This window comes from Rubripirellula obstinata, assembly GCF_001642955.1.
Lineage (GTDB): Bacteria > Planctomycetota > Planctomycetia > Pirellulales > Pirellulaceae > Rubripirellula > Rubripirellula obstinata.
Window position 1 is genome coordinate 68,371 of the sequence record NZ_LWSK01000007.1, and the last position, 24,541, is coordinate 92,911.

The window sequence follows — 24,541 nt, forward strand, 5'->3', positions numbered from 1 at the left end:
TGCGTTCGCGGACCGCCACCGCCGGGCAGACGGTTGCGATGTGACGCCTCGGCCGCCGCCAACAGTCGGTTGTATTCGACCGCGGTGATGTTGAGACTGTCGCCGGGTCGAACACGTCTTGCCACCTACGAAAGTCCTAGTGCTGCGAAATTGCCATCGGGATAGACCTGTTCGACGTAAGCTGCCGCCGGCGTTTGCAGCACGCGATCGCCGACGACCTCTTCGTCATGCTTCACCCACAGGTAATCCCAACCTCGTTTGCTGACACTGCCAATGTTGCCGAGTTGTAACGCTGGCTGATTCGGACGAGCGGCGAAGTGGTAGGTGATATCGACCCAGTTGTTGTCGTCTTCGCCCCCTTCACCACCAAGAAACAAGGCTTCACCGGGACCGAAGATCGACCATGCTGCGGAGTTGGTGCGGCCCGTCATGGAGACAACGGCCAACAGATACGACGTCGAGACGAACTCAAACTTCTTGCGGACCGAGAACTCGAACGCCGGCACCGTGACATCGACGCCAGACACACCCGAATCGCTCACGCCGATCGCACCGCGGTAGTCCGGGGCGATCTTGCCGGGCGCGGCGTAGATGCCTCGTGTCAGCAAGCTTTGGTTGATATGTGTGGTCGCTCCGGTGGTGTTGAACGAGACCGGATCGAGCTTGGTTTCATTGAGCGTAACGCTGACTAACGCGTGCTTGGCGTTGATGAATTCCGAATCAACTTGCAAGAACGGAATCAGGTCGGGGAAATTGTCTTCGTAGTACGAGCGGGCGGCACTCGCGGCTGCCGGTGGACTGACGTTTCCGCCGTTGGTCGCGACGTAGGCGGTGAAGTCAGAATTGGTTTTGCCGCGTGACGCTTTCTCCGACAGAGCCGCGACGTCGAAGCTGTAGCCTCCGTATGAAAAACTCATTAGCTGAACACCAACCCGCCGGTGGATCGTTCGGCTAGCTTGCGAGTGTTGTTGGCGGTTTCGACGATTGCTCGTTGGACGTCTTCACTCAGGCCGAGACCGGATCGTTCGCCTGATTCGCTAAGGTTTCCACTTCCGCCGCCGAGTAGTTCGTTGGACTTCATCAAGTGTTGACCGATGGCGACGAGACGATCGTTGATTTGCTGCAGACCAGAGTCGGCGATGGTTTCAGCATCAGGTTCTTGTTGAACAGTCGCATCATCGGCGTGCTCGTCGATGGCCAGCTTCGGTGCGACGATAACTTCAGGTTGTTCGTCGAGCGGTTCGGGTTTCAGCTTTTCGGCAGGAGCATCGAGTGCGAGTGGTTCGAGCTTGCGGGCACCACTGCCGATGTTCAGTCCGCGGGAATCGAACTTGCCGGTGACGGATTCGCTGGATTGTTCGCCAACATCGGTGCCGGCAAAGTTGTCAATGGAGGCTTGGGCGTCGCGGTCGAGTTCCAAGGCGACTGAATCATCATCGAGTTCTGCGGGCGGCAATTTGAGTTTGCTTTCGTTGCCGACGCGATCGGTGATCGCGACGGCCTTGGCTTCCATGGCTGCGATGCCGGCCTTGAGTTTATCGAGACGCTCATCGCCCGCGGCATCTTCACCTGTTAGTCCCGCGTCGGCTTGAGCGGCTTCGAGCGACGCTTTGGCTTCGGCGATCGCTGCGGCCAGGTCGTCGGAGATTTGTGGCGATTTGGTCTCACTGTTGGTCGCTTGCTCGTCGCCTTCCGGTTTCAGTGCGTTGGCTTTGTCGACGGCGGCTTGGAAGTCTGCTTCGGCTTCGGCGACCTTGGTTTGCCGATCGGCTTCGGCGAGGGATCGTTCGGCTCGTTTCGCGGCAGCGTCGGCTTTTGCTTGGCGACGCATTTCGTCGAGCGTGTCGCGAACGCCAGCGGTGAATTCTTCGGTGTCGGCAGTCCGTTGCTCGTTCGCTTTGGCGTTGGCATCGAACTGACGATCACGTTCGGCGTCGACGGCCGCGTTTTGCTGGTCGGTCTCAGCGTCGATCGCGGCGAAGTCGGCGTCGAGGTCTTGGCTTTCACGTGACTTCTTTCGCTGGTCGAGTTGGCGCTGCAGGTCTTCCTGCATCGCCTTGCGGTTGGTTTCGATCTCTGACTTGCGTTTGCGGCGGCGTTCAGCGCGACCGACGATTGCGGTTTGGCGTTTGCGTTGTTCTTCCGCGTTGTTGGCGTTGGTTTCGTTGTCGATCTTTCGCACTTCGGCTTCGACGTTGATGTCGTCGTCGAAGAGCGATTTCAGCTTCACCCATGCCTTGCGGAGGAAGCCGACCGTGCTGTTCCACATCTTGCGGACTTCGCCGACGAACACTGCCCAGGAATCGGCAAGGTAGTCGATCGTTTCCACCCATGCTCCTTCGACGCCGGCCAGCGAGTTCACCAGGACGCCGCCGATTTGGATCGCAACGTCGCCGGCGATGTCGACCAATTCGTGAAGCTTCAAGAAACCTTTCTTAAGGAACCCAACCGTGTTGTTCCAACCTTTCTGCACTGCGGAAGTAAGAATCGTCCAACCGTCGGCGAGGTAGGCAACGGTGCTGTTCCAAATCGCTCGCAAGCCGCCGAAACCTTGCATGAGTTGATCGGCCAGTTTGTAGACGGCGTCGCCCCAAGCGTCGGAGAGGTACGCGGTGAAGCGTGACCACATGCCGGACAGCCAGGTCGTGCCTTTGGTCCATTGGAGTTTGATGTAGGACCACAGCACATCGACGGCCGCGTTGATGTCACCGGCTCGCAGAGCGTTGGCGATTGCACCGAATGCGGCCAGCGTGTCGGCCTTCAGGTTTTGGAACGCTCCTTTGAGGAAGTCGATCGAGCTGCCGATCGCCCCCGACGTGTACAGAAAGTAGGCACCGAGAGCGACAACGCCGGCGACGACCAGACCCAGCGGCGAGAACAACAACGCCATCGCACCGGCCGCGGCACTGATCGCTCCGGTCAACAAGCCGAACGCACCGGACAGTCCGGCGGTGACCGCAGCGTAGACGCCAGCAAGTGCGATGTTGATCTTCTTGACCGCGGCCAAACCGATGAAGACCGCTTTGATTCCTGTGCCAACGGTCTTCAAGACCGCCCAAGTTGCCGCGAGCGTTTTCGAGGCGACGGACAAACCGATCGTGATTCCCTTCAGAGCGATCATTGCGGCACCGACGCCGGTGGCAGCGACCTTCATCGCGGCGAAACCCGCCACGGCGGTCAGGATCGCGGTTCGGTTTTCGCTTGCCCACGCGAGTGTGCTGCGAAGCAAGCTGCCGACAGCCGACAGCAATCCGCCGGCGAAACCATCGAGGCTGGATGACAGTTGATCCCACGCGTCGGCCAAAGCCGCGACGCCTTGTTTCCATAAGCCACGCAGGTAGGCCCACATGACTTTGGCCGCACTGGTGATGTCACCGGATGCGAGCGATGCAGCGATGGCTTTGAACGCGGCTTGCGAATCGACCGCGATTTGAGCAAACGCGGTCTTGAAGAACGCGGACACTCGTGAGAGCAGACCGGATGTCTTGGCGAGGTAGAGCCCCAGCCCAGCAACGCCCGCGACCACCAGGCCGATCGGCGAAAGCAACGCGGTGACCGCTGCACCGGCCATGCCCACGACGCTGCCGATCGCGGTGAAGATCCCGAGTAGCCCGCCGACCGCCATGGACGCTGCCGCGGCGGCTGATCCGATCGTGAGCAACGCGGCACCGGCGGCGATTACTCCGGCCGCGACCATTGCAGCGACTTGGACGACTCGTTTGTTTTCGCCGATCCAATCGGTGATAGACGATGCAGCGAGTGACACGTTTTCGGTCAGTCGCTGAATCGGCTTTTCGAGAGCTTCTCCGATCGCGATGCGGACGGCTTCAAAGGAACTGGCGAGAACTCGGAACGCTCCGCCGAGTCCTGATTCCATTTTGTCGGCTGTCTTCTTGGCGATGCCTCCGGCACCTTCCAGTTCACCGAGTAACTCGCGAGTGTCCGTGACCGTTTTGCCGATTGCGGAAGCGGCTGTGATGCCGAGCATCCCGAAGACTTCGTTGAACTTGGCGGCACGATCGGACGAACCGAGGTCTTTCGTGGCTTCGGCGACTTCGCCCAACACATCGACGAGCGGTCGAGCGTTTCCGGCGGCATCTTTGGTCGCGACACCGAATACCTTTTGAAACTTCTCGGACTCGGCGGCCGAAAGCGTGAGCAATCGTTTCAGTGCGTTACCGGCGGATGATCCTTGGATGCCGACGTTGCCGAGCGTTCCCAGGATCGCGAGCGTTTCTTCGAGGCTCATGTTGGCGTCGGCTGCGACTGGCCCAGCGTATTTCAACGCTTCGCCTAGCGATTCAACGCTGTTGAAACTCTTGTTGGCCGCGGCGGTCAGTCCGTCGGCGACTCGTGATGCGTCGCCGGCTTCCATGTTGAATTGACGAATCGCGGCTGCGAAGATGCCTGACGCGAGCGTTGCATCGGTGCCGGTCGCGCGGGCCAGACTCATGACGCTGCCGGTCATGTCCTCGATTTGCCGCGAATCGAAACCGGCTCGCCCGAGTTCGGTCATCAAGTTGGCGACTTCGACAGCGGAAAAGCTAGTGGTCGCTCCGAGTTGTTTTGCTTTCGCGTTCAAACGATCGAACGCGGCACCGGTTGCTCCCGTGATCGCACCGACTTGGCGGATCGCATCGTCGTATTCCGCGAACTTGCGGATGCCATCGCCGAGCGGTGCGGCCATCGCTAGACCGAGTCCCGTCATCTTCGCTCCCAACATCGACGTCGATGATGCGAATGAGGACAATTGCTTCTGTGCCGAACGCAATCCCTTCACCAACGCCGAATTCTTCAGCGTCAACTCGACGAAAGCGGCTCCGGCACGGACTTGAGACATGGGGAAGCGGTGAGCCTTTAGCGGTTAGCGGTTAGCTTTGGTGAACTTGGCACCGAGAAGCGAGGCGACTTGTTCGACGCTTGCCTTTGCGGGCGCGGGCCGCGTCGTGACGCACGGATTGAAGTCGTCGGGCTTGAATGCCTTTCGACGACGTTTGCGATCGCGGTTGACTTCGGCGGTGATCCACACCAGCGTGCTGGCGAGTTGCCAATCGTGTTTACGCTTGGCGTCGATCATCCAGACCATTTGCCGAAGCGTTAACGGTCCGGGGTCGACGCCGAGGATGCCGGCGAGGTGACAGATTTCGCGTTCAAGCCGGGCACCTCCAGGTTCGCTTCGAGTTCCGCCACCATCTTGTCCGCCAGCGTCGGGTCGTCCAGCTTCCGGTGCAGCATCTCCATCCCGCGTGCCGTCACCTCGCGTTGATGCGTCACCGCTTTGCTCAGCAGACGGCGTTGGTCCTCCGGGAGGAAGTCCAACAACGCTTCGACGAGTGCGTTGCGTGCCTCGGTCAAACAGTCGCCCGACAAGCCAGACTCAAACACTTCTTGATTGACGGTGTCCTTGTCCGCTTGCGGCTTGCAGACCGCGAATAGGACTTCGCCGAGCAACAAGAAGTCCTGCGTCATCTGCGGGATCAGGTCTCCGTCGACGGCATCGAGCAAGCGAACGCCGGTGAGCGTTTTCACGCGGCGAAGCGTGGTGTTGTCGATGTCGACGATCCAAACGCGACCGTGGCGGTCAACGAACTTTTGCATGGGATTCCGTTCCGTGGTCCAGATAGAAAATTTGGATAGAATGCAGGCCCACAGAGAGCTTTGCAGACTCATGGCTGAAAATGAGGACTTTACGATGCCTGGCAGAGCAATCGCAAGAACCGCCTAAATTTCAAAAGAGAGATTAAAACCATGTCGACTTCAGCTTCAGTCTCAGAAAGTCAATCGAATTGGATTACTGAAAGACGAACTATTGGGATTACGTTCGTGGTCGGCATGCTCGTTCTTCTCTATGGACTCGTTGACAATTCAGCATCCCACATGGTTACCGGCGCAATTCTTTTTTCAGGATCTGTTGTCGCAACGGCAATTCGCGATTCAAAGGGTTGAACTGCGTTGGCTGTTACCGATTCTCCATCATTTCATCAGGTCGAATGCTGATAGACGAGTGAACTGTAACGGCGAATGCTTTGTAGTAAGCTTGTTCAAGATCCACCACCAACGTTCATACCGCTGCCAGATGACGACTGAGTCGGCTTGAGTGTCACGTCGGCCGAGACGACTTCTTCCAGGTTTTGGTTGACGTTGAAGTTCATCACTTCGCACGTGAGCGTGAGTGCTCCGCCGGCGTCGGTGATGCCAACGTCGGTTGGCGAACCACTGGACCACAAGCCTTGCAGCATGCCGAACGCGGTGTCGCCGGACTTGTTGAGCACGGTGAATTCGATCGACGCGTCTTTGAGTGTGCCGACGGTGGCTCGCCAACCGTTGTTGTCGCGGGTCGATGCATCGGCCTCCGCCTTTTCCAGTGTGACGGTCAAGTCTTTGACGTTCTTGATCTCGGCACCGTCGATCGTCAGGACGGCGTCGAGACCGAGTTTTACTTCAGCGGACATAGGGGTTCGTTTCCATCCTGCGTTGTGAACTTACTTGACGGAGTCCCGCCAGAATTTGGGGAGTTGGGCGCGGTGGGTGTCGAGAGCTGGTTTCATGAATGGTCGCTTGGGATAGCGTCCGGGTTTGGTTTCGCCACGGCGTTGGTTCTCTTCGTCGATCAACCTGCGGGCACGGTTGGCTTGGGCGGCGGTCCGGAGTTCGATGCGGGCGAACTTGCCGGGGCGGATCGCTCGGATGGGACCGTGCTGGCCGACCCGGAAGCGGTGACGTTTGAGTCGCCGACGTTTCTTTGCCTTGCCGCCGAACTCGTGGAGGTGCCACAGTTGGCCGGAGATTTCGTTGACTGGGCCGATGACGACGCCGGGTGTGCGACGGTCGACTTCGTAGCGGAACGAACGTCGTAGGCGACCGGTTGGCGAACTCGGTGGGCTGCCGGGCCGTGAGGGGTTCTTGCGTTTGCGGATACTGCGATACGCGGTTTTGCGGATCGCTCCGCCGGCGTGACCGAGCGAGTTGAACGACGCTTGGTCAACCTTTTTCTTGACGCGGTTGGCGTTGAAGCGAACCCGCGTCCGGATGTGCATCACTTGGCGAGTTCAAACGTGAGCGTCAGCAGGCTGGTGAACTGATTGAACTGCGTCCAATGTTCGGTGGAATACAGGACCGAGTTCTCGACCTTGATGCAGCGGGCGGCGACGTAGGAGTTGAGACGTTTCAAACGGAAGTAGTCGGCGATCTCTTCGACGAAGAACACCAATGGGTCGATCTCTTTGGCGTCGCCCTTGGAGAACTTCTTTTGCACCGCGACGTCGATGGTCGCGTGGTACTTATTGGTGGCACGGTCGAGCGGCAGGTATTCGACTTCGCGAGGTACGACGGAGACTCGCAGTTCCTTCATGTCCTCGAGGTCAAAGTCGGGAACGTACAAGCGTGCTGCGTTGATGTTTTTCTTGGACAGGTCGGCGGCGTTGATCTCGGCCACGACGCTGTCGGCGATTTGGATGACGGTGGCGGGCGTGGCGGCGGTTGCAGTCATGTGATGGTGTCGACCAGTTTGGTGTGGATGCGGAGTTTGACTCGGAAGGGATCGCTGTATCGCCACGGCGGTTCGCTGCCGATCGACATCAGCTCGTAGACGAACGTGGTGTCGCCGTCGGTTTCGAGGATGCGATCGCCGCGGCGGGGCCAGGTGCCGATCGGCGATGCCAGCAGATCTTTGGTGTTGATCAGGAAGTCGCGGACTTGGGCGCGGGTGATGACGCCTTCGCCATCGTCTTGCTCGTATTCGGACTTGCCGATGGTCGCCGGCAAGTCGACGGAGACTTCGTCGCGTTGGTACGTGACCATCCGCGAGGCGAACCGGGTCAGCTTGGCGGCGAGCCAAGACTGACCTTTGTGAAGCATGTCGCTCATTTGGCGGCGGTGCGTTTTCGGGCTCGCGTTGCGACCGGTTTCGCTCGTGGCTTCGGTGCCGGCGGTTCGGTGTCGACTTCGTCATCGACGTTTGCCAAGTTGACGGCCAGGTCGTTGACGATTCGTTTGACCTTCGCTTTGGCGAACTTGCCGATGAAGTAGAGGACGAAGAACGCGACGATCGACCACGTGACGATGTCTCGCATCGACGGAAACGGCCAGAGTTCTCGCAAGCGTTCACCGGGACGACGGAGCAAGTGGTTTTCCAGTTCGCCTTGTTCACGGTTGCGGGGCAGGCTTGGGAACAGTCCACCGCCGCCACGGTCTTGCCCGTATTGTTGCGGTTGTTGTTGACGGCGATCTGGAAGCGGGCATTGTCCGTTGGGGCAATTGCCGGATGTGGTCAGGTAGCAGCCGCAGTTCTGGCAACAGCTTCCTTGGTACGCGAGTGCCGGCGGACTGGACTGCGGGCCTTCGGTGACGGAGTCTTGGTAGAGCAACATGATGTCGCGGTCGGAACCCGTTGCGGGGATGCCACTTGGCAAGCGTTGAGCGCGAATGGATTCGACATCGCGTTCGATCGCGAATGGGTCCGAGTATTTGAGAATCACTTCGTCGGATTCGCCTTGATTCTCTTCACCGTCGGCGACTTCGGGTTTGGCATCTGGTTTCGATTCCGACGAAGGTTCGACCTTGGTGCCAAGTGGCACGGCGTCCGGCGGAGGAACGAGCAGCACCGAAGAAGTGGTTTGCTTACCGCTCAAGCCTGCCCAGACTTCTTGATGGGTCATCGCGATGCCGTAACCGTGCGTTTCACCTCGGCCGTCGAGACCGTGACCGCCCGAGTCGGTGCTTCGCCATGCGATCAAGCCGATGATTTGGGCTTCACCACCGTTGACGTCGAAGATCGCGGAACCGGATCGGCCGCCCGCAGGCATCGGCACGAAGTGAATCGTGTCGCCACCATTGGCTTGCCGGCGGAGTGCGAAACCTTCAAAGGCGGTTGGCCATCGTCCGCTAGGGCAACCGACGCTGAAGATGTTCTGGTAGTTGAACGAGTCTTGCGAATCGGCGAGCGGGATGACCGGCGGGCGGTAGTTGCCCAGTGCCCGGCGATCGACCCGCACGACGGCGATATCGCGGTACGCTCGCGGGATGTAGGCGACCGCGACGGTTTCGGCTTCGATCGGCCGCGATTGGTGGCCTTCTTTCCAGAACTCGACTTGGACGCGATTGCCCAAGCCCGTGCCCGCGACGTGGGCGTTGGTTAGAACGTAGAGGTGCTCTTCACTTTCGCGGAACAACGTGCCGCTGCCCATCGAGTTGCCGTTGCGGATTCGCACGGTGGCTTCGCGGCAGGTGTCGTGCAAGTCGCCGGCGGATGCGACGGTGCCGAACATGCTGAGCGCGATTGCGAGCAAGATGGCTTTGGTGGATCGGATCGAATCGCCGATGATCCAGGGGGCGATGAGAATGGTTGCCAACAGCTTGACCTCGAACGGCAGCAAGAGAACGAGAACGACACCGCCGGCTGCCGCCCAGAAGCGTCGCGATTCAAAGAGGGTTTTGAGTTTGTCTTCCATGACGGCGACACTTCCTTATTGTTTGAGACGAACGAGAACTCGCAGCGTGCTCGGCGGTGCGTCTTCGACGGCGATGCCGATCATCGAATGCTCGTAAGCGTTCTTGATGACGTGGTGACTGATCTTGGACCAGTAAAGAATCGTGCCGGCCGGGATGTTGGTCGTCGGGTCTTTGACGAGATTGAAGACGCCGGCGACCGTGATGCTGCCGCGTGAGTTCGGACAGATGCCGAACTTAGCGACGCCGACCAGCTTGCCGAGCACGACGACGTTGCCGGCCGGGATTTCAGCTTCGGTAACAATCGGGATCGTCACGCCCTCGTGGACGAACGTCGCCCCGATGGGTGCGATGATGGGATTGCTCACGGCGGTTCATCACTGGCTCAGGCGAACGCGGACGACGTTGTCGGTTGGCTCGGCATCGTCGACGACTTTGCCGAGGAGAACGCTGCCATCGGGGACTTCGGTGACGATGCCGTCATCGGTCGCGTAGACCTTTTGGCCGGCTGTGTAGGTTTCGGCGTCGGCGGGATCCTTCGGAAAGTCAAAGACGCCTTCGACTGCGATCGAACCGAGCGTGTCCGCTTTGAGGTCACGTTTCGTGACGCCAACCAGGTCGCCTTGGATGACGAGGGAACCGACGGGCACGTCAACGTCAGGCGTGAAGTCGACTTGTTTGCCGTCGTGGATGTATTGAGCTTGCATGGGTCTCGTTGTTTACGGTTGAGGAAGATGGTCAAAGGTCAGCCCGCGATCACTCGCCGGCGACTTTCACGGCGGCGCGGTGGTCTTGCGAGTTCACACCGAAGTCGATGTAAGAGCGGAAGCCCATGCCAAGCGTGTTCGGCGGCATTTCGACTCGTTCGATGATCGGCGTGCGACGACCGTTGAGGAACACGATCTCGAACGCTGGCAGCACGTTCGGGTTGGCGAACAAATACCACGCGGCAGCGCTGGCACCGGGGTAGTACGAATCCGACAGGTGCGGCGTGCTGATGATGCGGTACTTGTTGCGGTGCGGATTATCGACCGGGATCTTGGTGGGCGATCCTTGCGCGTCGATCATCAACTGGGACGACCCCATCAACAGTTCGGCTTCGGTTTCCAGTTCCACTGGCACGACCAAGTACTCGGGCCGAATGTTGATCGGCTTTTGGTCCTTGGGTTTGCCGCCAGGGCCGGCCTTCTGTTTTCGGAAGGTGGTCTTTGCGACGGTCAATGCGTCGGGACCGAACTTGGTGTCGGCACCTTGCAGCAAGTTGGCGTTCGACGATGAGAAGAAACCAGCGTTCTTGAGCAAGAGTGTGAAGAACAGATCGTCGATGGACTCGGCACCCGAGCGTCCCATTTGACGCGGGATGTCCATGAACGCCGACAGGTCATCGTTAATGATGTCGTGACGGGTCAGCGTAAGGATCTGACCGTACGTGTCGGCCTTGTTGCTGTATTTCTGTTCCGACAGCTTTCCGTGTTTCAGTTCGCCGTCGGGAGCGACTTGTTCAAAGCCGCCGGTTCCGAGCAAGCGATAGCGGGCCACTTCCTTGAAGTCCGTGACCGTGCCGACACTGCACAGATCGAACGCGGCGATCGGTGTGTTTTGGTAGGCCGCCAAGAGCGTTTTGTTCATGACGTTTTCCATGATGCTGGGGAGGCTCATGGAACTGAAGCCGGCGCGGATTGTTGCCGTTCCGTCGCCGAACACTCGTGGGACGTCGATGCCTTCGCTGCGGGCACACTCGGCGACGAGTTCACGCAAGCCGATGTGCCGGAACGGGTCGGCGGCGTTGAGTGTCTTCTCGCCGTAACTGGCAAGCAGAACCTTTTCTTCGATGCCAACGGACAAACACGCGGCGGCTTCGAGGACTTCGCGAGAATAACGAGGTTGGTTTTGCGTTTGCTCGGGAGCCTTGGGGCGTTCGCTTCGCAGCACGGCGAGTTCCGTTTTGGTGGTGGACCAGCCTTGCTCGATCGCGTCGGCTTCGATGTCGGGATGGTTTTCGGCACACAGCTTGCGAATGCCGGCGATTCGTCGTGACTCGGCCGCGGCTTGAGCACGCATTTCCTCGACCGGCGAAGGTTCCTTGGTCGCAGGCTTCGTTTCGGTTTTGGGTTTCGTGTTCATGTTCAAACTTGCGTTGACGGGTTCGAGGTCGTCGGTGGGATCGGTGTCGGTTTCTTCTGGCTCATCGCCGGGGTCTTCGATGTCGGCGTAGTTGCCGGCGGCCACTCGGGCTTCGGTGTTGTCGTCGGCACCGAGAGCGACGAAGGAGACTTCGCCGAGCGTTGACTTGCGGGCGATGTAGATCGGGCCTTTTTGTTCGCGACCGTTGGCTTGTGCAGTTTTGCCTTCGGGGATGAAGACAACCTTGTCGGCACTCGCACCGAGCGATGCCTGCCACGGGAATCCGTTCTCGCTGGTCGCGATGACTTCTTGCGCGGTCGTTCCAACGCCCGAGATCACGCCGGCGACAACGAGTGATTTGTCGTTGATCGTGATGTCGTCGGTGTGGCCGACGATGCTGCCACGATCGTGGTCCTTCAAGATCGGTCGTGACTTGCGCGTCACTCGCATGCCGGCGAGGTCAACGACAACCGGGTAAGGCCAACCACCCAATCGCATCGCGCCGCCGGTGTAGGCAGTCATGCTGAACTTGCGAAGCGCGGGTTTGTCTTCGCCGGCTTCTTCGGCGGCGGCCAGTTGAATCGTCGCGGCGTCATCGCAAACGATACGAAGGCTGCTGGGGACCGATTCGGCTTCGGCTTCAATCGGCTTGTTGGCTTTGAGACTCTTCGGCATTGTCTTCCGTGACCTCGGTTTCGGGGGATGAATCAGATTCGTCGGACTCGATCGTCAGACCGAGGTCACGCATCAGTGCGAGTTCTTTCGCACGTTGTTTAAGTTCCGTCTCCCAGTCACGCCCCTGCCGCGCGAATTCGATGGCCAGAGTTGTCGTATGACTGGCGAGACGGATCTTTTGGGCGTTGGCTTCTTTGGCGGGATCCACGTGCTCGTGGCCATCCCAAAACCATTGATGCTCGAAGGTGCTGTCGAGCGTGCGAAGCGAGTTGGGCAGATAGCCCTCGATAAGAATGGCTTCGCGGAGCCAAGCGGTCAGGATTCGATCCAAGACAACGCGAGCAAGTTGAGTTTGCTCAACGCGGATCGACTTGAAGTAGGTTTGGTGGTCTAAACGGCCGCTGGCATAGTTGTAGCCCGATGAATTGCCGGCGGCGACATTGAAGGGCATGTTCAAACAACGAGCGATCTCGTTGAGGATTTCTTTCTTGAACTCGGCGTAGGTGGTCGCCGGTTGCTCGCTCTTCATTTGCGCCATCTTCCAGCCGCCGGGCATGGTGAGCAGCATTCGCTTCTCAAGTTCGATCGGCTCGAAAGGTTCGGCGGAATCGGCTTCGCCGTTTGCCGGCGCGTCGGTGTAGAGGATGCCGGCGAACTCGGCGGCCGTTTCCGCGGCAGCGAGCACCGCGAGCGTGAAGCGACGTAGTTGTGCAAACAGCGGCAACGCCGGCGTGATGTCCGGGACGCCTCGAATCTGACCCGGTCGATCGCAGCGGAAGTAGTGCAGCACCGCGGCGGCCGGCACGGTGTTGTATTCTTCCTCGTAGGCGAAGAAGTCATCACCGGGGTGATGACGAAGCACGTCATAGCTGGTCGGATTGCCGTCGGCGTCGAAGCGGATGCCGTCGATGTAGCGTGCGGAGTCGTTCGCGAGTGTCGGCGACGCCACTTGGTCGGCTTCGATCAAACGAAGATCAAGATTGACCGGCGTATTGAGCCGTTCGTTGCTGGTCAGCAAACCGAACGATTCACCATCAGCGACACGAGCCAACCGCATCGTTCGCAGTTTTTCGGCCAGACCGATTGCTTCGCACCAAGCGAAGAATTCCGCTTCGACAAATCGGTTCGCGGCGTCGTCGGCAGTCAGCATTTGCAAACGCGGGCCGGTTCCGACCACGTCATTGGCAAGCGTCAGTGTGATCCCGCGAGCGTAACTGTTGTTGGCGACTTCGTAACGCGATCGGTTGCGAAGCGTACGACGAACCTCGGGGCTGTTCGCAGACGAGGCCGACAAACCATCGGCCCGCGACCAGTGCTTCATGTTGTCGAGCGTCGTGTTTGCCGCGTCGTACTTCGCTCGCAGTCGTGAGAAAAAGGGCTGCCGGGGCGAGCGTCCAGAGGCGTTCGGAGGAAGGTGACTCCGCCCGCGCAATTGCTCGATTATCCCTGACAAACGTTTCAGCATCCGTGCTGTTCCTGTTGCCGTCCCCGGCAGCCCTATGGTCGTGGTGTTGAGTTGAAATAAAAATCAGCCAGCTGACGGCGGCACGATCTTATTGAAGCGAAGTCCGCGGTGCGGTTTGGCAACGGCCTTCTTGCCGGCGAGATGTTTGTCGGCGGCGATCTGGTCGGTCAGCTTGTGCTGTTCAACGCTGCCGGCATCCCCTGACGCCTTCGCCGGCCCTGCTGCGTTCTCGCGAATCTCGTCTTCGAGGTCGTCTGGCATCGTTTTTCGCCGCGTGTGGACCGTGCTTCTCTGTTAGTCACATAATCCGTTCGACGAAAACTCTGCGCAGCGAGGAAGAAGGATTCCGGTCTGCAAGATCACGAAGAGACGTTTTTCGCCTGCATTTACCGGCGTAAGCGAAGGGGAAAAGATTTCTAAAATCTTTTGCGAAGCCTTTCCGCTTCAAGAGGCTCTGGTTGATGGTGGACCCAACCACTCTTCAAATCTATATGCCTCGAGCCATCGCCATGAACGCTATCGCCAAGACTGACAAGAGTCGCCCCGCTAAATTTTGTTTGTGGGGACTGATCGGATCCGTCATTCTTGGCGCGGTCCTCGGCATCGTGTTCATCCTCCGAGATACTTGGGGATGGTTCGAGGTGCAGGTGATGTTAACCACCGTCATCGTCGCCGTGACCAGTCTTTGTGGATTGGCCTGCGACCTGTCGCGGACACCACGCGGGCGAAACGTGCTGCCGAAGGCGGGGCTGGGTCTCGCGATCGTGACCGCGGCGATGATGCTTGTCGGAATTTGGGGCGATGTTGATTCAGAGGTCTATTGGAAGACCGCCGCATGCGTTTCGATTATCGGCGTTTCGGTCGTCCACGTTTGCTTGCTGTCGATCGCGAAGCTGGCCAAACGTTTTCAGTGGATTCATTTCATCGGCAGTCAAGTCGTGTTCGGCTTTGCGTTGTTGCTCTGTGCGGTCATCACCGGCGAGATTGATTCCAAAGAAGTTTGGCGTTTGATTGCGGCGACTTCGATTGTGATCGGTTCGTTCAGTTTGACGGTGCCGATTCTGCATCGGATCAGCAAGTTGGATCACCGAGGCGAGGATTTGTCGTCGCCGATCGAGGCACGCAACCTGGCGGCAATCGACGAAGAGATCGCTTCGCTGCAAACACGCATTGGCCAGCTTCAAAAAGTTCGATCTGGCCTCGTGTCGAATGGTCATCAAGATCCGTTGCCGACCGATGTCGCTGCGAAGGTTGCGGTTCTAGCGAATTGAGGGTCAACTTTGAGGCAGCACAACTTAAGCGACCAAAATGAAAGGAAGCCTGCCCAAGATGAAAGTGATTGTTGATTTATGTGTCGTCCCGATGGGCGTTGGTGTCTCGGTCAGAAAGTACGTCACCGAATGCCAGAAGGTGTTGCAGGAAGCAGGGCTACATCACCAACTTCACGCCTACGGTACCAACATCGAAGGCGAGTGGGACGACGTGTTCGCTGCCGTCAAGCAATGCCACGAACGAGTCCACGCGATGGGAGCACCGCGAATCACGACGAGCATCAAAGTCGGGACGCGGACGGATCGTGAACAGTCGATGCAGGACAAGATCGACAGCGTTGCGAGGAAGTGACGGTAGACGCACACGCAATCCGATTCCGTTCGGAGGTGTTCATTCCAGCCACTTTATGTGGCACTCGCTATTTTCGACATGCGATAGTTTACTCTGCAAGTCGCTGGCAATGGATTCGATCACTGGTTCCGGCAACTCTCCTTCGACCGTCACGGTCAAATACTCCATGTCATCGGTGTATCGAACGCAAACGTCGTCAACCAAGATGCGCATCGCTCGCCAATCACCCTCTTCGTCGGGGTCTCGCTCGACCGTCAAATGATCAACGGGTGGATTGTAAAGCGAATTGAACGCATCCATATTCGGCTCGCCACCGATTTGCTCCACCAGGTCGTCTTCCTGATCTACACCAGCACGAGGGTATTCCAAAGCAAACCTTCGCATGTCGTACTGCCACAGGTGAAGGCCTAGCCCGTCGGAACGCGACACCTGAAACCGCACCCACTTTCGCATCGTGAGCCGAGTCCAAACGAAGTCGGGAAGTGAAAGGGACCAATCGTCGATGTTCTCGAGCAAGCCGTCTTTGGTCATGATGTCGCCGCCGCGAACAACGATCGAACCTAGATCGGATGCAAGCCTTGCGTCATGTTTGCTGATCCAACCGGGGAGGTTTCCTGAACTCGATACCTCCGTGAGCACGAGGCTTGTCGTGTCGAGCAGATAGATTTGCGTGTGACCAACATCGCGTTCATCGGCGTAGCCAACGTTGCCAATCAGCAAAATTGCCTGATCGTTGTTGATCGCGGTCGCGGAATGAAAGTCTGTCGGCCGAAACGATGACTCGGGGTAGCCGATGATTTGCACGTCGCCGTCAGGATGTTCGATGATGACGTCGTTGTAGATAAAAAAGTCTGGGTCGTAGTAATCTTCGTGTTCACCGGCGATCCAGAAAACTCGCCCATCCGCAAGCTCGGTTCGCGATTGTCCCATGCGGCATCCCGCCCACCGTGCCTCACTGGGATAGTCTCCGTGGCCAAAGACCTTGCCAAGCCGGGACTTGAACCTCTCGTGGGCGTGATAGGGATCCACTCGTCCGCGAAAAAGCCAGAGCCAAACCGGATTGGTCATGTCTTCAGCGACGGTTGAACCCCGGACAGCCTTTTGCCACTTGCGAAATAGTTTGGGCGTCACCTCGGGGCCAGGTTCGCGATGTTCTTCCGAGAGATCTTCTTCGTAATTCATGGCAATTCCTCAATCCAAGTTCGACAAACCTTCACGACACTTGCCGTCCATTTGAAGTTCGCGTTGGTCGAGATAATACTAACTCCTCTTTCGACGCTGCATTTCCTTGAAGCTAACGCGTTCGCGTTTCGGTGCGGCGGCAATATCTGTCCCGAACAACAACGCCCCCTGCATCGAAGCGGCGACGGCGGTGCCCACCAGGCAATCGAGCCAGTGGTTGTCGGGTTGTTCGGGGCGGGCTTTCCATTCGTCGACCGTTCGGCCGCGGCCTTCGGTTTTGACGAAGTATTCGGCGGTGATTTGTTCGGCAAACATGCGGTGTTGTTCGGGGCGATCACCGAAGACGGAAAGACATCCGTGATCGCCCATCGCGACCGCGAGGCGGGCGTGCGTGAAGGACTTCCACCAGTTCGTGTCGTAGATGATGTGGCGGATCGCTCGCTTGCCGTTGATGGACGGGATACGCCAATTCAGTCCGACGCGGTCGCCGGGCCGGCGTTTGTATTCGCTGAATGGGTTTGACGAGGCACCGACGAAGCGACCGTGCGAGGGTAGCAAGATCGAGGCGTGCGGGCTTTGCCGGCAGAATTGGTAGACGACGTTGGTGGAGTGGCCCCAGTTCGCGTCGATCAAGCACCGACCGATCTTCATGGCCGCGCCGTCGTCGCGTTGCCATTCGCGGCCGAGCAGATCAGTGGTGAGCGAATCGAGGCCGGCGTAAATGCTGCCTTCGAGTCCCGTTCCATCGGTTGCGTTTGCCAACGTGTGTCGTGCGTCGCGAAGCGTGAAGTGCGGGCGTTGTTGGTCGGGGTAGGTTCCGTAATCGACGACGTAGCCGGTGAAATCGTCTTCCCACGCGGCGACGACGTAGAACAAGAGTTTGCCTTGCACGTCGATGAACGCTGTGAGATGGTTACCAGCGATGGGGACGGTTAACCGCGGCATGTTGTTGATCTTCGCGGCGACCTGTTCCGGCGTCAGTTGATCGGCGTCGACGGTCTCGGCTGGCAGGGGTTCGTTCTGGTATTCGGCGAAGAACGCGGCCTCGTCTTGGAGCTTCAAGTTCATCGCGTGTTGGATCGCGGATAGCTCGTCGTGGTTGCAGCGCTCTTTCCACGAGACTTCTGCGCCGGCGTCCATCGCTTCACGGTTTTGTCGATAGAACTCCGTGCCGGCAGTTCCGCCATCGCCGGCTCGCAAGCCTTCGCTGCGGATTTCGGCGTAGCGTTCCCACAATGTTTCGTTGGTGGGGAAAGAGTTGACCATTCGCGTTCGCTCGCCGTTCCATTCGGGGTGTTTGTCACGATCGAGGATGTTGTCGGCCATGTCGCCAGGACGGATGACTGTGCATGGCATGATGCCCGAGATCTTCTTGCCTGGGCCGGCGAGTCCGAGCACCGCTCCGGCGAGGATCGCTTCGCGGTTGGCGCACTGCGATAACGAGCGAGCGGACTCGTCGGTTTGCGGGTCGTCCAAAACCACCAACGACGGCCGAACCGTTTTCCCGTCCGGCCGTTTGAACTTCATGCCACGGATGCGACCGGTCAGGCCGGCGACTTTGATGATCGCACCGCTCGCTTTGCTGCCGGCGATCGTTGGTAACACGACCTCTTTGGCCGTCCAACCAATTTGAGTTCGCTTGCCCTGGTAGAGCTGGCCGTTTGCGCGATTGGCGATTCCGTCCAACGCTTGAATTGGAAAGCAGACCTCGGGGTAGTCGGCCAACAGCAGTTCGTTGGCGTCGAGTTCCGTTTTGATCGAATCGAGCATGTCGCAGGCGTGGCCCTCGTCGCTTCCGATCAGGCAAACGAAGTCTCGGTAGCCGTTGAGCACCGCCCAAATGCACGCGACCTCTGCAAGCGAACTCTTGCCGGAACCACGTGCCATGGCGAGCGAAAACAAACCGCCGCGAACGACCGCCTCTTCGATCTTGCGAATGACTTTGATGTGGTCCGGGGACCAAGAAAGATGAAAAGTCAGCTTGAAGTACGCCTCGCAGAAGAACTGAAAGCTGCCGGCGGCCTTTGTCTTGCGTTCGGCATCCTCGACCACGGGTAGGTCGCCAATGTCACGGCCGGCCTGCGCGATCGCGGCGTTGCGTGATCGTGCTCGCTCTTTTGCGTCGGCATACGGGTCTTCGCTCGCCGGCGGTTTCGGTTTGTTGCGTTCTTCGAGTAGCCATTGACTGAACCGGAGAAGATCGACGTGTTGCCCGTCTCCGATGCGATTGCCGGCTCGAGTTCGATAGCGGTAGAGCTGTCGTTCGTTGATGACTTCGCCGAGCGATGTGCTATTGAGCATCCGGCAGCACTCGCTCGGCTTCAATCGTCGGATGTCATTGGCCACGGTGCATCTCCTGCAATTGCCATGCGGTGTAGTCGAGAACGCTGAGGGTTCCGTCGGCGTTGGTTGGTGCGCCGGCTTCGATATCGGCCTGGATGTGCTCGACCTGCACGCGGCGTTGGGCCGCGGCGGAAAGAACCTGGGCGAGTTGTTCGACCCTCAATGCGTTGGGGCTGACGGACGGTTTCTTGTCTTCCATGACGGGCTCCATCGAGAGGAATTGCGACACGGGCAACACGCCGGCGACTGTCGCGAGAAATGGCATCGCCGGCATGATCGGCCGCATGTTTCGCACGGCAAAACAGGGGCAAACGTGGCCGCGTGTGGGCGTGAAAAGAAAGCTGCGAATTACTGAAACATTACTGCCGAGCTTCGCTTGAGGTGTCTCGAAACGCATGGCTCATGTGTGTCAACGAAACGAATTCTTCACCCCTTCGGAGACACAAACATGCACGCCAACGACATCGCCTTCGGCATCGAACTCGAAACCACCATGCCCGAAAACGACCCCACGCCGATCGGCGGCTACCACAACGGGTTGCCGGTCTCTTGGCTGCCGGCGGGTTGGAAAGCCGAACGCGATTCGAGCATCATGACGCTTGGACGCGGCCGGAAGGGTTGCGAATTTGTATCGCCGGTCCTCCGCGGGTACGAAGGGCTGCAAAGCGTCATGACCGCGGTCGACGCGATCGCGGCCCGCGGCGGCCGGGTCAACTATTCGACCGGCATTCATGTCACGGTCAGCTTCGGTAACGACGCCGCGGCCCTTTCGCGACTCATCTCGCTGATCGGCAACCACGAACGCGCCATCTACGCTTCGACCGGCACGCGACGCCGCGAACAAAACCGCTGGGCGAAACGGATCAAAGACTACGGCAACAAAGACGCCGCGAAACGCCAATGCGAATCGGACCGCTACCACCTTTTGAATTTGACGCACCTGGCCCGCGGGAAGAACCGCATCGAGATTCGGGCCTTCGCCGGCAGCCTCAACAAAGACAAAATCGCCGGCTACCTGCAACTCGTACTCGGCTTGGTAGAACTCGCCTTGAATAGCAAACGGTGCTCGGGCTGGGACTACGCAAAGAAACCCGGCACAAAATCTTGCTGGGACCGACCGGGTGCCGGCGAAGGCGAAACGGAATTGAACCGGCTCTTCTACCGGCTCGGTTGGACGAAGGGTTGGTACAAGGGCGACCTTCGTAACAAACGGTTCGGCGAACTGACCGCCGGCGACCAAACCTGCGATTGGAAACCGGTCAAAAAGAAGCTTCTCGAAATGGCCCGCAAGTACGACCGGGCGGTTTGACGCCGCCAGGTTTTTGCACGCCGCCAGCCTCTTCGGGCTTGGCGGCTTCAAACTTTCTTTTTTGAAACCGCGAACGATCTCTCCCGTTCGGGTTATGTGACTACTAGGCCGGCACGTTGCGCACCTGTGGCAAAAGCTCCGCCACTGCGGCTACTCGGCCGGCATGAACCGTGTCGCCACACGCGGCGTTTGTCGGCCACGTCGGCGGCATCCAAAAACATGAAAAAACCCTGCGAATTACTGCCGGGATCGGCTTGCTGCGTCTCAAAACGCATGGCTCATGTGTGTCATCGCAAGACGGTTTTTCATTCACCCAAACGGAGAGACAAACATGACGGTTTCCGAACTGATGACGCTTTTGGAAGAGTACCGCGAAACGCACGGCGACGACTGCGAAGTGCGGTTGATGACGCAAGAGAACTGGCCCTTTGAAAACCGCATCGCCGGCGTAACCAGCGGCGCGGAAATGAACGAAGCGAGCGAAGAAGACGCCAGCGAATTCTTCGACGACCAAGACGTCGCCGACGACGCGATGGTCTACATCGTCGAAGGCGGCCAGATTTGCTACGGCAGCAAACGGGCCTGGGAAACCTGCCGCGATTGCTAATCACGGCTGGCAAAAAGAAGTTCGGAAAACATCTCGAATGTTTTCCGAACTTCGCTTGCTGTCGCCGGCGACGCATGGCTCATGTGTGTCACCGAAACGAATTTCATTTCCCTTCCGCAACGGAGACCCGAACATGGCCAACGCAACCAACCGCCAACGCATCGAAGCCGAATACACCGCCGCCCACGTCCGAGCGCTAACGCTTCTCGAAGACTTGCACCAACGCGTCGAGGACACGCCGGCACCGACCGACGACGGGCCGGCGATCGGATGGGACGACGTTGGATCGCTGAAGCATCTTTGCGAACAACTGCAAGATTTGAAGAACCATTTCTCGCCGGATGACGCGGGAAACTAACCCCAAAACCATTTCACTTTTCCTGAACCTAAACAAGGAACCAAACATGCCGCACTACACCGAACAAGACAAGAAGGACGCACGCACGCTGCTCGCCACTATGGAAAAACTCGACAGCCGCGTTCGCCGGCGAATGACCCGAGGAATCTTTTCGGCTTACGAAACGATGACCGACCTGCGCGACGCGATGGACATCGCGATCCGGAAAACGAAGGGTGACGAACGCAGAATTTTGATCGCCGAACTCGACCGAGTCGAAAAGGCGATGCGAGAACTGACCAGCGGAATTTTGCCGGTCATCGTGCCGCCCGACGAAATGAATTGAAAACCCGCGGAATCCTGCCGGACTTCGCTTGATGTCGTTTCGGTTTCATGGCTCATGTGTGTTTCCGAAACGATTCTTCTTTCAACCCAACAAACCGGAGACGCCACCATGGCGAACGCGACCGAGACAAAAACCAAGACACCCGAAACCACCATCCGCGCCGAGCTGGCGAAACTCGAATGGATGATTCCCGACGCCAAACGCGACCTCGCCAAAGCGGCCGAACGATTGGCCGCCCGCGGGATCGCGGCGGTCAAGGAATGCGAAGCGATGATCGCCGAAGAACCGTGTTCGATGGGTTGGACCGAGTTCGCCGAACAAGACGCCCGCCACGCTAGCGAAGCGAAAGCAAAACTCACCGCGCTGTTTGAACGCCGCCAATTGCTGCAGTACTTGATCGACGAAAACGACTGACCGCCGGCGAGTTCGCCGCACCGCAACACGCCGCGACGTTGCCCCAACGCCGCGGCGTTTTCTTGTTCGGGCATGGTTCGCCGGCGAGTTGAAACGACGCCACACGGCGCGTCTGCCGGCCACGTCGGCGGCGTCGAAAAACATTCAAGAAACCAACGAATTGCTTGCCAATTTCGCTTGAGCTGTTTGCAAACCCATGGCTCATGTGTGTCACCGAAACGAATTCTTCATTCCGCAAACGGAAACACACCCATGCAAACCAATTTTGAATACCACTCGCGGCTGCCGCAGTACGAGACGCTCGAAGAGAACGTCGAAGCGGCCCTTCGCATCCTTCGGCAACTGATGTCGGAGGCGGAAGATTTGACCGACATCGAACCCGGCGACAACGAAACCAAAGAAATCCATTTCATGGCTGCCGAGAACCTACACCGAGCCGTCTGGACCGCCGCGAACGAACTCGAAGGAAGGCTTCGGTAGCGAACCAAAACGAAACTTCAAGATTCAAACAACCCAAATTCAGAGAACCAACCAATGCCCAATACCGCCAACCGGCCGACCACCGCCGACCTTTTGTATGCCCGCACCGCCGCGCTTGAACTGATCGAGAAATTGCACACGGCCGTCAAGAACATGCCGATCCTCGAAGCGGCCAACCCCGAAAAGTTCGATCGCTATTTCGGTGAACTGGACGACCTGCACGGCGAAGTCGACGGGTTATTGGTGAAGTTCCAAAAGAATTTCACAGACTGAATTCGCCCGTGTGTCGCGAGTTATCACAGCTTTCCAGAAACATGGAAAAAGGCTGCGAAAAGCTGCCCGAACTCGCTTGAGGTGTTTTCAAAACCATGGTTCATGTGTGTTAACGCCGAACGAACGGCGGCGAACAAACCTTTCCACCGGAGACCAAGAGATGACGAACAAAAAAGAGATTCACGCGGCCAACGAAAAGATCCGAGCACGGTTCGCCGCGGCCTTCGCAACCATGACGCCCGAGCGGGCACAGCGAATTCGCGAAGCGTACTACAAGGCCGCCGAGGGACTGGCGACGCTTTCCGAAGAACTCGAAATGGCCGACGCTGACGCCGGCGAATTGATGAACGGAATCTTGCTCGAAGAGCACTACATCGCCCGGATGGCCTTGGACAAATTCGACGAGAGCGACCTGGGCACCTTTGTCTAACGCCAGCCGCACGGACGCGGCACCGGCGGCCACGGCCCGCCGGTGTCGCCCGCTTGCCGGCATGTTCGGTAAACCATGCCGGCGACCAACCGCCGGCCACACGCGGCAACGTCGCCGGCGAATCAAAACATTGAAAAACATTCCAGAATCCTGTCGGACTTCGCTTGAGCTGTTTGAAAAACCATGGCTCATGTGTGTCACCGCAACACCGCGGTACATAACCAACCAACGCACCGGAGAACGAAACCATGGACTTTTCTTTTGAAGTTGAAAGCTACGCCGGCACAGTCTGGGTCAACGGACGCGACGAGGGCTACTTCGTCACCTTCCACGGCCGCGAATGGGAATTGATTACAGAAGAAAAATACGCCGAACACGGTGACCCAAACCGGCACGTCACGTACGACTCGATCGGTATCAAGCGGTCGGATTGCAGCGAAGCGTTTGACCGCTGGTACGACATGTTTCGCCGGCCAGTCCGCCGACGGGTGCCCCCGGTCATGCGTTGGGTTTGAAAAGCCGAAACGCCGGCTCACCCGCAACGGGCCGGCGTCGCGGCGGGTTGGTGCCCGCCGCCTGACGATGGCAGCCAACCACGAATTATTCCGAACGGAGAGACAAAGATGAAAAAGGCAGACGTAAAGATCGGCGGCGAGTACTTCGCGAAGGTCACCAACAAGAAAGTCACGGTCCGGATCGACGCGGAGAATTCGTCGGGCGGCTGGGACGCGACCAATTTGGCGACCAACAAAAAAGTCCGCATCAAAACCGCCGCCCGGCTTCAATGGCCGGCCCGCGCGGTGACGACGCCGGCAGCCGGTGAACCCAAACGGGTGTTGAAGAAGAAGGCGAAATCGGAAACGCCCGCCGGCGGCGAGAAAAAGCTTTCGTGCGTCAAAGCGGCTTTGCAGGTTTTGGAAACCGCCAGCCAGCCAATGAACTCGCAAGAAATGATCACGGCGATGGTGGAACAAAACCTCTGGGAGAGCCCCGGAGGCAAAACTCCGCACGCGACTTTGTACTCGGCCATTTTGCGCGACCTCAAACGCGGCGACGAAAGCCGGTTTGTCAAAACCGAACGCGGCCGGTTCACGGTGCGGGTTTGAAGGGGAGGCGACGCCATGAAAACGATTGGTGACATACGCGAAATCGAGGATTTGGTTGACGGCGAGACCGCAAAACCGGAAGCCGACATGGGTTACGAGCTGCGGACGATCGCCGGCCGGTTTGAACGCGGGACCGTGGTCGGGATTACCCGCCGCGGCAACCGCATCCTCGCCACAACAACCAACGGACGCGAGTTCGCGGTAACCGGACCGAATGCTCACGTCTTGGTTCCACTTTCCTTCTAGCCGGCGAACGCTTCGCCACTCACGCCCGACGTTGGCCACGGTCGGGCGTTTTCTCGTTGTGCGGCAAACCATGCGGAGCACCGGAGTCGCCCGACACGCGGCGTTTTTCGCGGTCGTTGGCCGGCAATGAAAAA

30 protein-coding genes and 1 other RNA gene are annotated in these 24,541 nt (G+C 58.6%); 14 read left to right on the forward strand and 17 right to left on the reverse strand.

Translation table 11 applies throughout. The features are described from left to right. Window positions 1–125 precede the first annotated feature (125 nt). The 14 genes from RC85_RS03905 to RC85_RS03975 all read right to left on the reverse strand — a co-directional run bounded on the left by RC85_RS03905 (window position 126) and on the right by RC85_RS03975 (window position 13,972). On the reverse strand, window positions 126–917 hold the full coding sequence (locus tag RC85_RS03905) for a hypothetical protein (protein ID WP_068258848.1): 792 nt from the start codon (window positions 915–917) through the stop codon (window positions 126–128). Next, window positions 917–4,840, reverse strand: a complete 3,924-nt coding sequence (locus tag RC85_RS03910) for a phage tail tape measure protein (RefSeq protein WP_068258850.1) — start codon at window positions 4,838–4,840, stop codon at window positions 917–919. Before RC85_RS03910 ends, RC85_RS03905 begins: the two co-directional genes overlap by 1 nt. A gap of 24 nt (window positions 4,841–4,864) precedes the next feature. Next, window positions 4,865–5,086 carry a hypothetical protein gene (locus RC85_RS03915; protein WP_149752569.1) on the reverse strand — a complete coding sequence of 74 codons (222 nt, stop codon included), beginning with the start codon at window positions 5,084–5,086 and terminating at the stop codon, window positions 4,865–4,867. An 11-nt stretch (window positions 5,087–5,097) separates the two neighbouring features. Next, window positions 5,098–5,598, reverse strand: a complete 501-nt coding sequence (locus tag RC85_RS03920) for a hypothetical protein (protein WP_068258854.1) — start codon at window positions 5,596–5,598, stop codon at window positions 5,098–5,100. 443 nt (window positions 5,599–6,041) lie between these two features. Next, window positions 6,042–6,452 carry a hypothetical protein gene (locus tag RC85_RS03930; protein ID WP_068258857.1) on the reverse strand — a complete coding sequence of 137 codons (411 nt, stop codon included), beginning with the start codon at window positions 6,450–6,452 and terminating at the stop codon, window positions 6,042–6,044. Window positions 6,453–6,482: 30 nt separating this feature from the next. Beyond that, on the reverse strand, window positions 6,483–7,037 hold the full coding sequence (locus RC85_RS03935) for a hypothetical protein (protein ID WP_068258859.1): 555 nt from the start codon (window positions 7,035–7,037) through the stop codon (window positions 6,483–6,485). Beyond that, entirely contained in the window at window positions 7,037–7,489 is a 453-nt protein-coding gene (locus tag RC85_RS03940) for a hypothetical protein (RefSeq protein WP_068258861.1), read from the reverse strand. Before RC85_RS03940 ends, RC85_RS03935 begins: the two co-directional genes overlap by 1 nt. Further along, a complete protein-coding gene (locus tag RC85_RS03945) occupies window positions 7,486–7,866 on the reverse strand; it encodes a hypothetical protein (RefSeq protein ID WP_068258863.1) in 381 nt (126 codons plus the stop codon). The genes RC85_RS03940 and RC85_RS03945 overlap by 4 nt, the downstream gene beginning before the upstream one ends. Beyond that, window positions 7,863–9,449, reverse strand: a complete 1,587-nt coding sequence (locus RC85_RS03950; protein ID WP_068258865.1) for a trypsin-like peptidase domain-containing protein — start codon at window positions 9,447–9,449, stop codon at window positions 7,863–7,865. Before RC85_RS03950 ends, RC85_RS03945 begins: the two co-directional genes overlap by 4 nt. Before the next feature lie 15 nt (window positions 9,450–9,464). Beyond that, a complete protein-coding gene (locus tag RC85_RS03955) occupies window positions 9,465–9,815 on the reverse strand; it encodes a DUF2190 family protein (RefSeq protein ID WP_068258867.1) in 351 nt (116 codons plus the stop codon). Window positions 9,816–9,824: 9 nt separating this feature from the next. Then, entirely contained in the window at window positions 9,825–10,154 is a 330-nt protein-coding gene (locus tag RC85_RS03960) for a DUF2190 family protein (protein WP_068258869.1), read from the reverse strand. Window positions 10,155–10,203: 49 nt separating this feature from the next. Next, complete coding sequence (locus RC85_RS03965) at window positions 10,204–12,246, reverse strand: phage major capsid protein (RefSeq protein WP_068258871.1); 2,043 nt, start codon at window positions 12,244–12,246, stop codon at window positions 10,204–10,206. Further along, window positions 12,212–13,567 carry a phage portal protein gene (locus RC85_RS03970; protein ID WP_068258873.1) on the reverse strand — a complete coding sequence of 452 codons (1,356 nt, stop codon included), beginning with the start codon at window positions 13,565–13,567 and terminating at the stop codon, window positions 12,212–12,214. Before RC85_RS03970 ends, RC85_RS03965 begins: the two co-directional genes overlap by 35 nt. Window positions 13,568–13,774: 207 nt before the next feature. Further along, on the reverse strand, window positions 13,775–13,972 hold the full coding sequence (locus RC85_RS03975) for a hypothetical protein (RefSeq protein WP_068258875.1): 198 nt from the start codon (window positions 13,970–13,972) through the stop codon (window positions 13,775–13,777). Between the two features lie 248 nt (window positions 13,973–14,220). On the opposite strand from RC85_RS03975, the gene RC85_RS03980 reads away from it, so the two are divergent. Continuing rightward, window positions 14,221–14,982: a hypothetical protein gene (locus tag RC85_RS03980; protein WP_160148058.1), complete on the forward strand. Its 762-nt coding sequence runs from the start codon at window positions 14,221–14,223 to the stop codon at window positions 14,980–14,982. Window positions 14,983–15,040: 58 nt separating this feature from the next. Continuing rightward, window positions 15,041–15,334, forward strand: a complete 294-nt coding sequence (locus RC85_RS03985) for an MTH1187 family thiamine-binding protein (protein WP_068258963.1) — start codon at window positions 15,041–15,043, stop codon at window positions 15,332–15,334. A gap of 39 nt (window positions 15,335–15,373) precedes the next feature. Here the strand turns inward: RC85_RS03985 and RC85_RS03990 are convergent, their stop codons facing one another. From RC85_RS03990 to RC85_RS04000, 3 genes are all read right to left on the reverse strand, one after another. Next, window positions 15,374–16,516: a hypothetical protein gene (locus tag RC85_RS03990; RefSeq protein WP_068258879.1), complete on the reverse strand. Its 1,143-nt coding sequence runs from the start codon at window positions 16,514–16,516 to the stop codon at window positions 15,374–15,376. A gap of 78 nt (window positions 16,517–16,594) precedes the next feature. Next, window positions 16,595–18,862 carry a terminase gpA endonuclease subunit gene (locus RC85_RS03995; protein WP_068258881.1) on the reverse strand — a complete coding sequence of 756 codons (2,268 nt, stop codon included), beginning with the start codon at window positions 18,860–18,862 and terminating at the stop codon, window positions 16,595–16,597. Beyond that, a complete protein-coding gene (locus tag RC85_RS04000; protein ID WP_068258883.1) occupies window positions 18,852–19,145 on the reverse strand; it encodes a hypothetical protein in 294 nt (97 codons plus the stop codon). The genes RC85_RS03995 and RC85_RS04000 overlap by 11 nt, the downstream gene beginning before the upstream one ends. Window positions 19,146–19,307: 162 nt before the next feature. Between RC85_RS04000 and RC85_RS04005 the strand changes: the two genes are divergently transcribed. The 12 genes from RC85_RS04005 (at window position 19,308) to RC85_RS04065 (ending at window position 24,407) form a co-directional block, all read left to right on the forward strand. After that, entirely contained in the window at window positions 19,308–20,168 is an 861-nt protein-coding gene (locus tag RC85_RS04005) for an amidoligase family protein (protein WP_068258885.1), read from the forward strand. A gap of 331 nt (window positions 20,169–20,499) precedes the next feature. After that, complete coding sequence (locus RC85_RS04015) at window positions 20,500–20,775, forward strand: hypothetical protein (protein WP_068258889.1); 276 nt, start codon at window positions 20,500–20,502, stop codon at window positions 20,773–20,775. Window positions 20,776–20,908: 133 nt separating this feature from the next. Then, window positions 20,909–21,133, forward strand: a complete 225-nt coding sequence (locus RC85_RS04020) for a hypothetical protein (RefSeq protein ID WP_149752567.1) — start codon at window positions 20,909–20,911, stop codon at window positions 21,131–21,133. 46 nt (window positions 21,134–21,179) lie between these two features. Beyond that, window positions 21,180–21,458: a hypothetical protein gene (locus tag RC85_RS04025; protein ID WP_149752566.1), complete on the forward strand. Its 279-nt coding sequence runs from the start codon at window positions 21,180–21,182 to the stop codon at window positions 21,456–21,458. A gap of 108 nt (window positions 21,459–21,566) precedes the next feature. Then, window positions 21,567–21,872 carry a hypothetical protein gene (locus RC85_RS04030; protein WP_149752565.1) on the forward strand — a complete coding sequence of 102 codons (306 nt, stop codon included), beginning with the start codon at window positions 21,567–21,569 and terminating at the stop codon, window positions 21,870–21,872. 252 nt (window positions 21,873–22,124) lie between these two features. Next, window positions 22,125–22,352: a hypothetical protein gene (locus tag RC85_RS26590; protein ID WP_149752564.1), complete on the forward strand. Its 228-nt coding sequence runs from the start codon at window positions 22,125–22,127 to the stop codon at window positions 22,350–22,352. A gap of 54 nt (window positions 22,353–22,406) precedes the next feature. Continuing rightward, window positions 22,407–22,625 (forward strand): hypothetical protein, encoded by a 219-nt coding sequence (locus tag RC85_RS04040; protein WP_068258899.1) that lies wholly within the window; start codon window positions 22,407–22,409, stop codon window positions 22,623–22,625. Window positions 22,626–22,785: 160 nt separating this feature from the next. Further along, window positions 22,786–23,055 carry a hypothetical protein gene (locus RC85_RS04045; RefSeq protein WP_149752563.1) on the forward strand — a complete coding sequence of 90 codons (270 nt, stop codon included), beginning with the start codon at window positions 22,786–22,788 and terminating at the stop codon, window positions 23,053–23,055. 248 nt (window positions 23,056–23,303) lie between these two features. Continuing rightward, the gene (locus RC85_RS04050; protein WP_068258903.1) at window positions 23,304–23,570 is read left to right on the forward strand and encodes a hypothetical protein; all 267 of its coding nucleotides are present in this window, start codon (window positions 23,304–23,306) and stop codon (window positions 23,568–23,570) included. Window positions 23,571–23,572: 2 nt separating this feature from the next. Continuing rightward, window positions 23,573–23,650: hammerhead ribozyme type II (locus tag RC85_RS04055), an RNA gene on the forward strand. 28 nt (window positions 23,651–23,678) lie between these two features. Further along, window positions 23,679–24,161, forward strand: a complete 483-nt coding sequence (locus RC85_RS04060) for a winged helix-turn-helix domain-containing protein (RefSeq protein WP_068258905.1) — start codon at window positions 23,679–23,681, stop codon at window positions 24,159–24,161. Window positions 24,162–24,176: 15 nt separating this feature from the next. Next, window positions 24,177–24,407 carry a hypothetical protein gene (locus RC85_RS04065; protein ID WP_068258907.1) on the forward strand — a complete coding sequence of 77 codons (231 nt, stop codon included), beginning with the start codon at window positions 24,177–24,179 and terminating at the stop codon, window positions 24,405–24,407. Window positions 24,408–24,541 lie beyond the last annotated feature (134 nt).

Excerpts from the sequence above, each read along its gene's own strand:
- RC85_RS03910 (WP_068258850.1), bottom strand. The coding sequence starts at position 4,840 with ATGTCTCAAGTCCGTGCCGGAGCCGCTTTCGTCGAGTTGACGCTGAAG.
- RC85_RS03990 (WP_068258879.1), bottom strand. The coding sequence starts at position 16,516 with ATGAATTACGAAGAAGATCTCTCGGAAGAACATCGCGAACCTGGCCCC.
- RC85_RS04015 (WP_068258889.1), top strand. The coding sequence starts at position 20,500 with ATGACGGTTTCCGAACTGATGACGCTTTTGGAAGAGTACCGCGAAACG.
- RC85_RS03920 (WP_068258854.1), bottom strand. The coding sequence starts at position 5,598 with ATGCAAAAGTTCGTTGACCGCCACGGTCGCGTTTGGATCGTCGACATC.
- RC85_RS03970 (WP_068258873.1), bottom strand. The coding sequence starts at position 13,567 with ATGAAGCACTGGTCGCGGGCCGATGGTTTGTCGGCCTCGTCTGCGAAC.
- RC85_RS04040 (WP_068258899.1), top strand. The coding sequence starts at position 22,407 with ATGCCCAATACCGCCAACCGGCCGACCACCGCCGACCTTTTGTATGCC.
- RC85_RS04060 (WP_068258905.1), top strand. The coding sequence starts at position 23,679 with ATGAAAAAGGCAGACGTAAAGATCGGCGGCGAGTACTTCGCGAAGGTC.
- RC85_RS04020 (WP_149752567.1), top strand. The coding sequence starts at position 20,909 with ATGGCCAACGCAACCAACCGCCAACGCATCGAAGCCGAATACACCGCC.
- RC85_RS03980 (WP_160148058.1), top strand. The coding sequence starts at position 14,221 with ATGAACGCTATCGCCAAGACTGACAAGAGTCGCCCCGCTAAATTTTGT.
- RC85_RS03965 (WP_068258871.1), bottom strand. The coding sequence starts at position 12,246 with ATGCCGAAGAGTCTCAAAGCCAACAAGCCGATTGAAGCCGAAGCCGAA.
- RC85_RS03950 (WP_068258865.1), bottom strand. The coding sequence starts at position 9,449 with ATGGAAGACAAACTCAAAACCCTCTTTGAATCGCGACGCTTCTGGGCG.
- RC85_RS03960 (WP_068258869.1), bottom strand. The coding sequence starts at position 10,154 with ATGCAAGCTCAATACATCCACGACGGCAAACAAGTCGACTTCACGCCT.
- RC85_RS04065 (WP_068258907.1), top strand. The coding sequence starts at position 24,177 with ATGAAAACGATTGGTGACATACGCGAAATCGAGGATTTGGTTGACGGC.
- RC85_RS03915 (WP_149752569.1), bottom strand. The coding sequence starts at position 5,086 with ATGGTCTGGATGATCGACGCCAAGCGTAAACACGATTGGCAACTCGCC.
- RC85_RS04000 (WP_068258883.1), bottom strand. The coding sequence starts at position 19,145 with ATGCGGCCGATCATGCCGGCGATGCCATTTCTCGCGACAGTCGCCGGC.
- RC85_RS04030 (WP_149752565.1), top strand. The coding sequence starts at position 21,567 with ATGGCGAACGCGACCGAGACAAAAACCAAGACACCCGAAACCACCATC.
- RC85_RS03930 (WP_068258857.1), bottom strand. The coding sequence starts at position 6,452 with ATGTCCGCTGAAGTAAAACTCGGTCTCGACGCCGTCCTGACGATCGAC.
- RC85_RS03940 (WP_068258861.1), bottom strand. The coding sequence starts at position 7,489 with ATGACTGCAACCGCCGCCACGCCCGCCACCGTCATCCAAATCGCCGAC.
- RC85_RS04005 (WP_068258885.1), top strand. The coding sequence starts at position 19,308 with ATGCACGCCAACGACATCGCCTTCGGCATCGAACTCGAAACCACCATG.
- RC85_RS03935 (WP_068258859.1), bottom strand. The coding sequence starts at position 7,037 with ATGCACATCCGGACGCGGGTTCGCTTCAACGCCAACCGCGTCAAGAAA.
- RC85_RS03905 (WP_068258848.1), bottom strand. The coding sequence starts at position 917 with ATGAGTTTTTCATACGGAGGCTACAGCTTCGACGTCGCGGCTCTGTCG.
- RC85_RS03975 (WP_068258875.1), bottom strand. The coding sequence starts at position 13,972 with ATGCCAGACGACCTCGAAGACGAGATTCGCGAGAACGCAGCAGGGCCG.
- RC85_RS04050 (WP_068258903.1), top strand. The coding sequence starts at position 23,304 with ATGGACTTTTCTTTTGAAGTTGAAAGCTACGCCGGCACAGTCTGGGTC.
- RC85_RS03945 (WP_068258863.1), bottom strand. The coding sequence starts at position 7,866 with ATGAGCGACATGCTTCACAAAGGTCAGTCTTGGCTCGCCGCCAAGCTG.
- RC85_RS26590 (WP_149752564.1), top strand. The coding sequence starts at position 22,125 with ATGCAAACCAATTTTGAATACCACTCGCGGCTGCCGCAGTACGAGACG.
- RC85_RS04045 (WP_149752563.1), top strand. The coding sequence starts at position 22,786 with ATGACGAACAAAAAAGAGATTCACGCGGCCAACGAAAAGATCCGAGCA.
- RC85_RS04025 (WP_149752566.1), top strand. The coding sequence starts at position 21,180 with ATGCCGCACTACACCGAACAAGACAAGAAGGACGCACGCACGCTGCTC.
- RC85_RS03985 (WP_068258963.1), top strand. The coding sequence starts at position 15,041 with ATGAAAGTGATTGTTGATTTATGTGTCGTCCCGATGGGCGTTGGTGTC.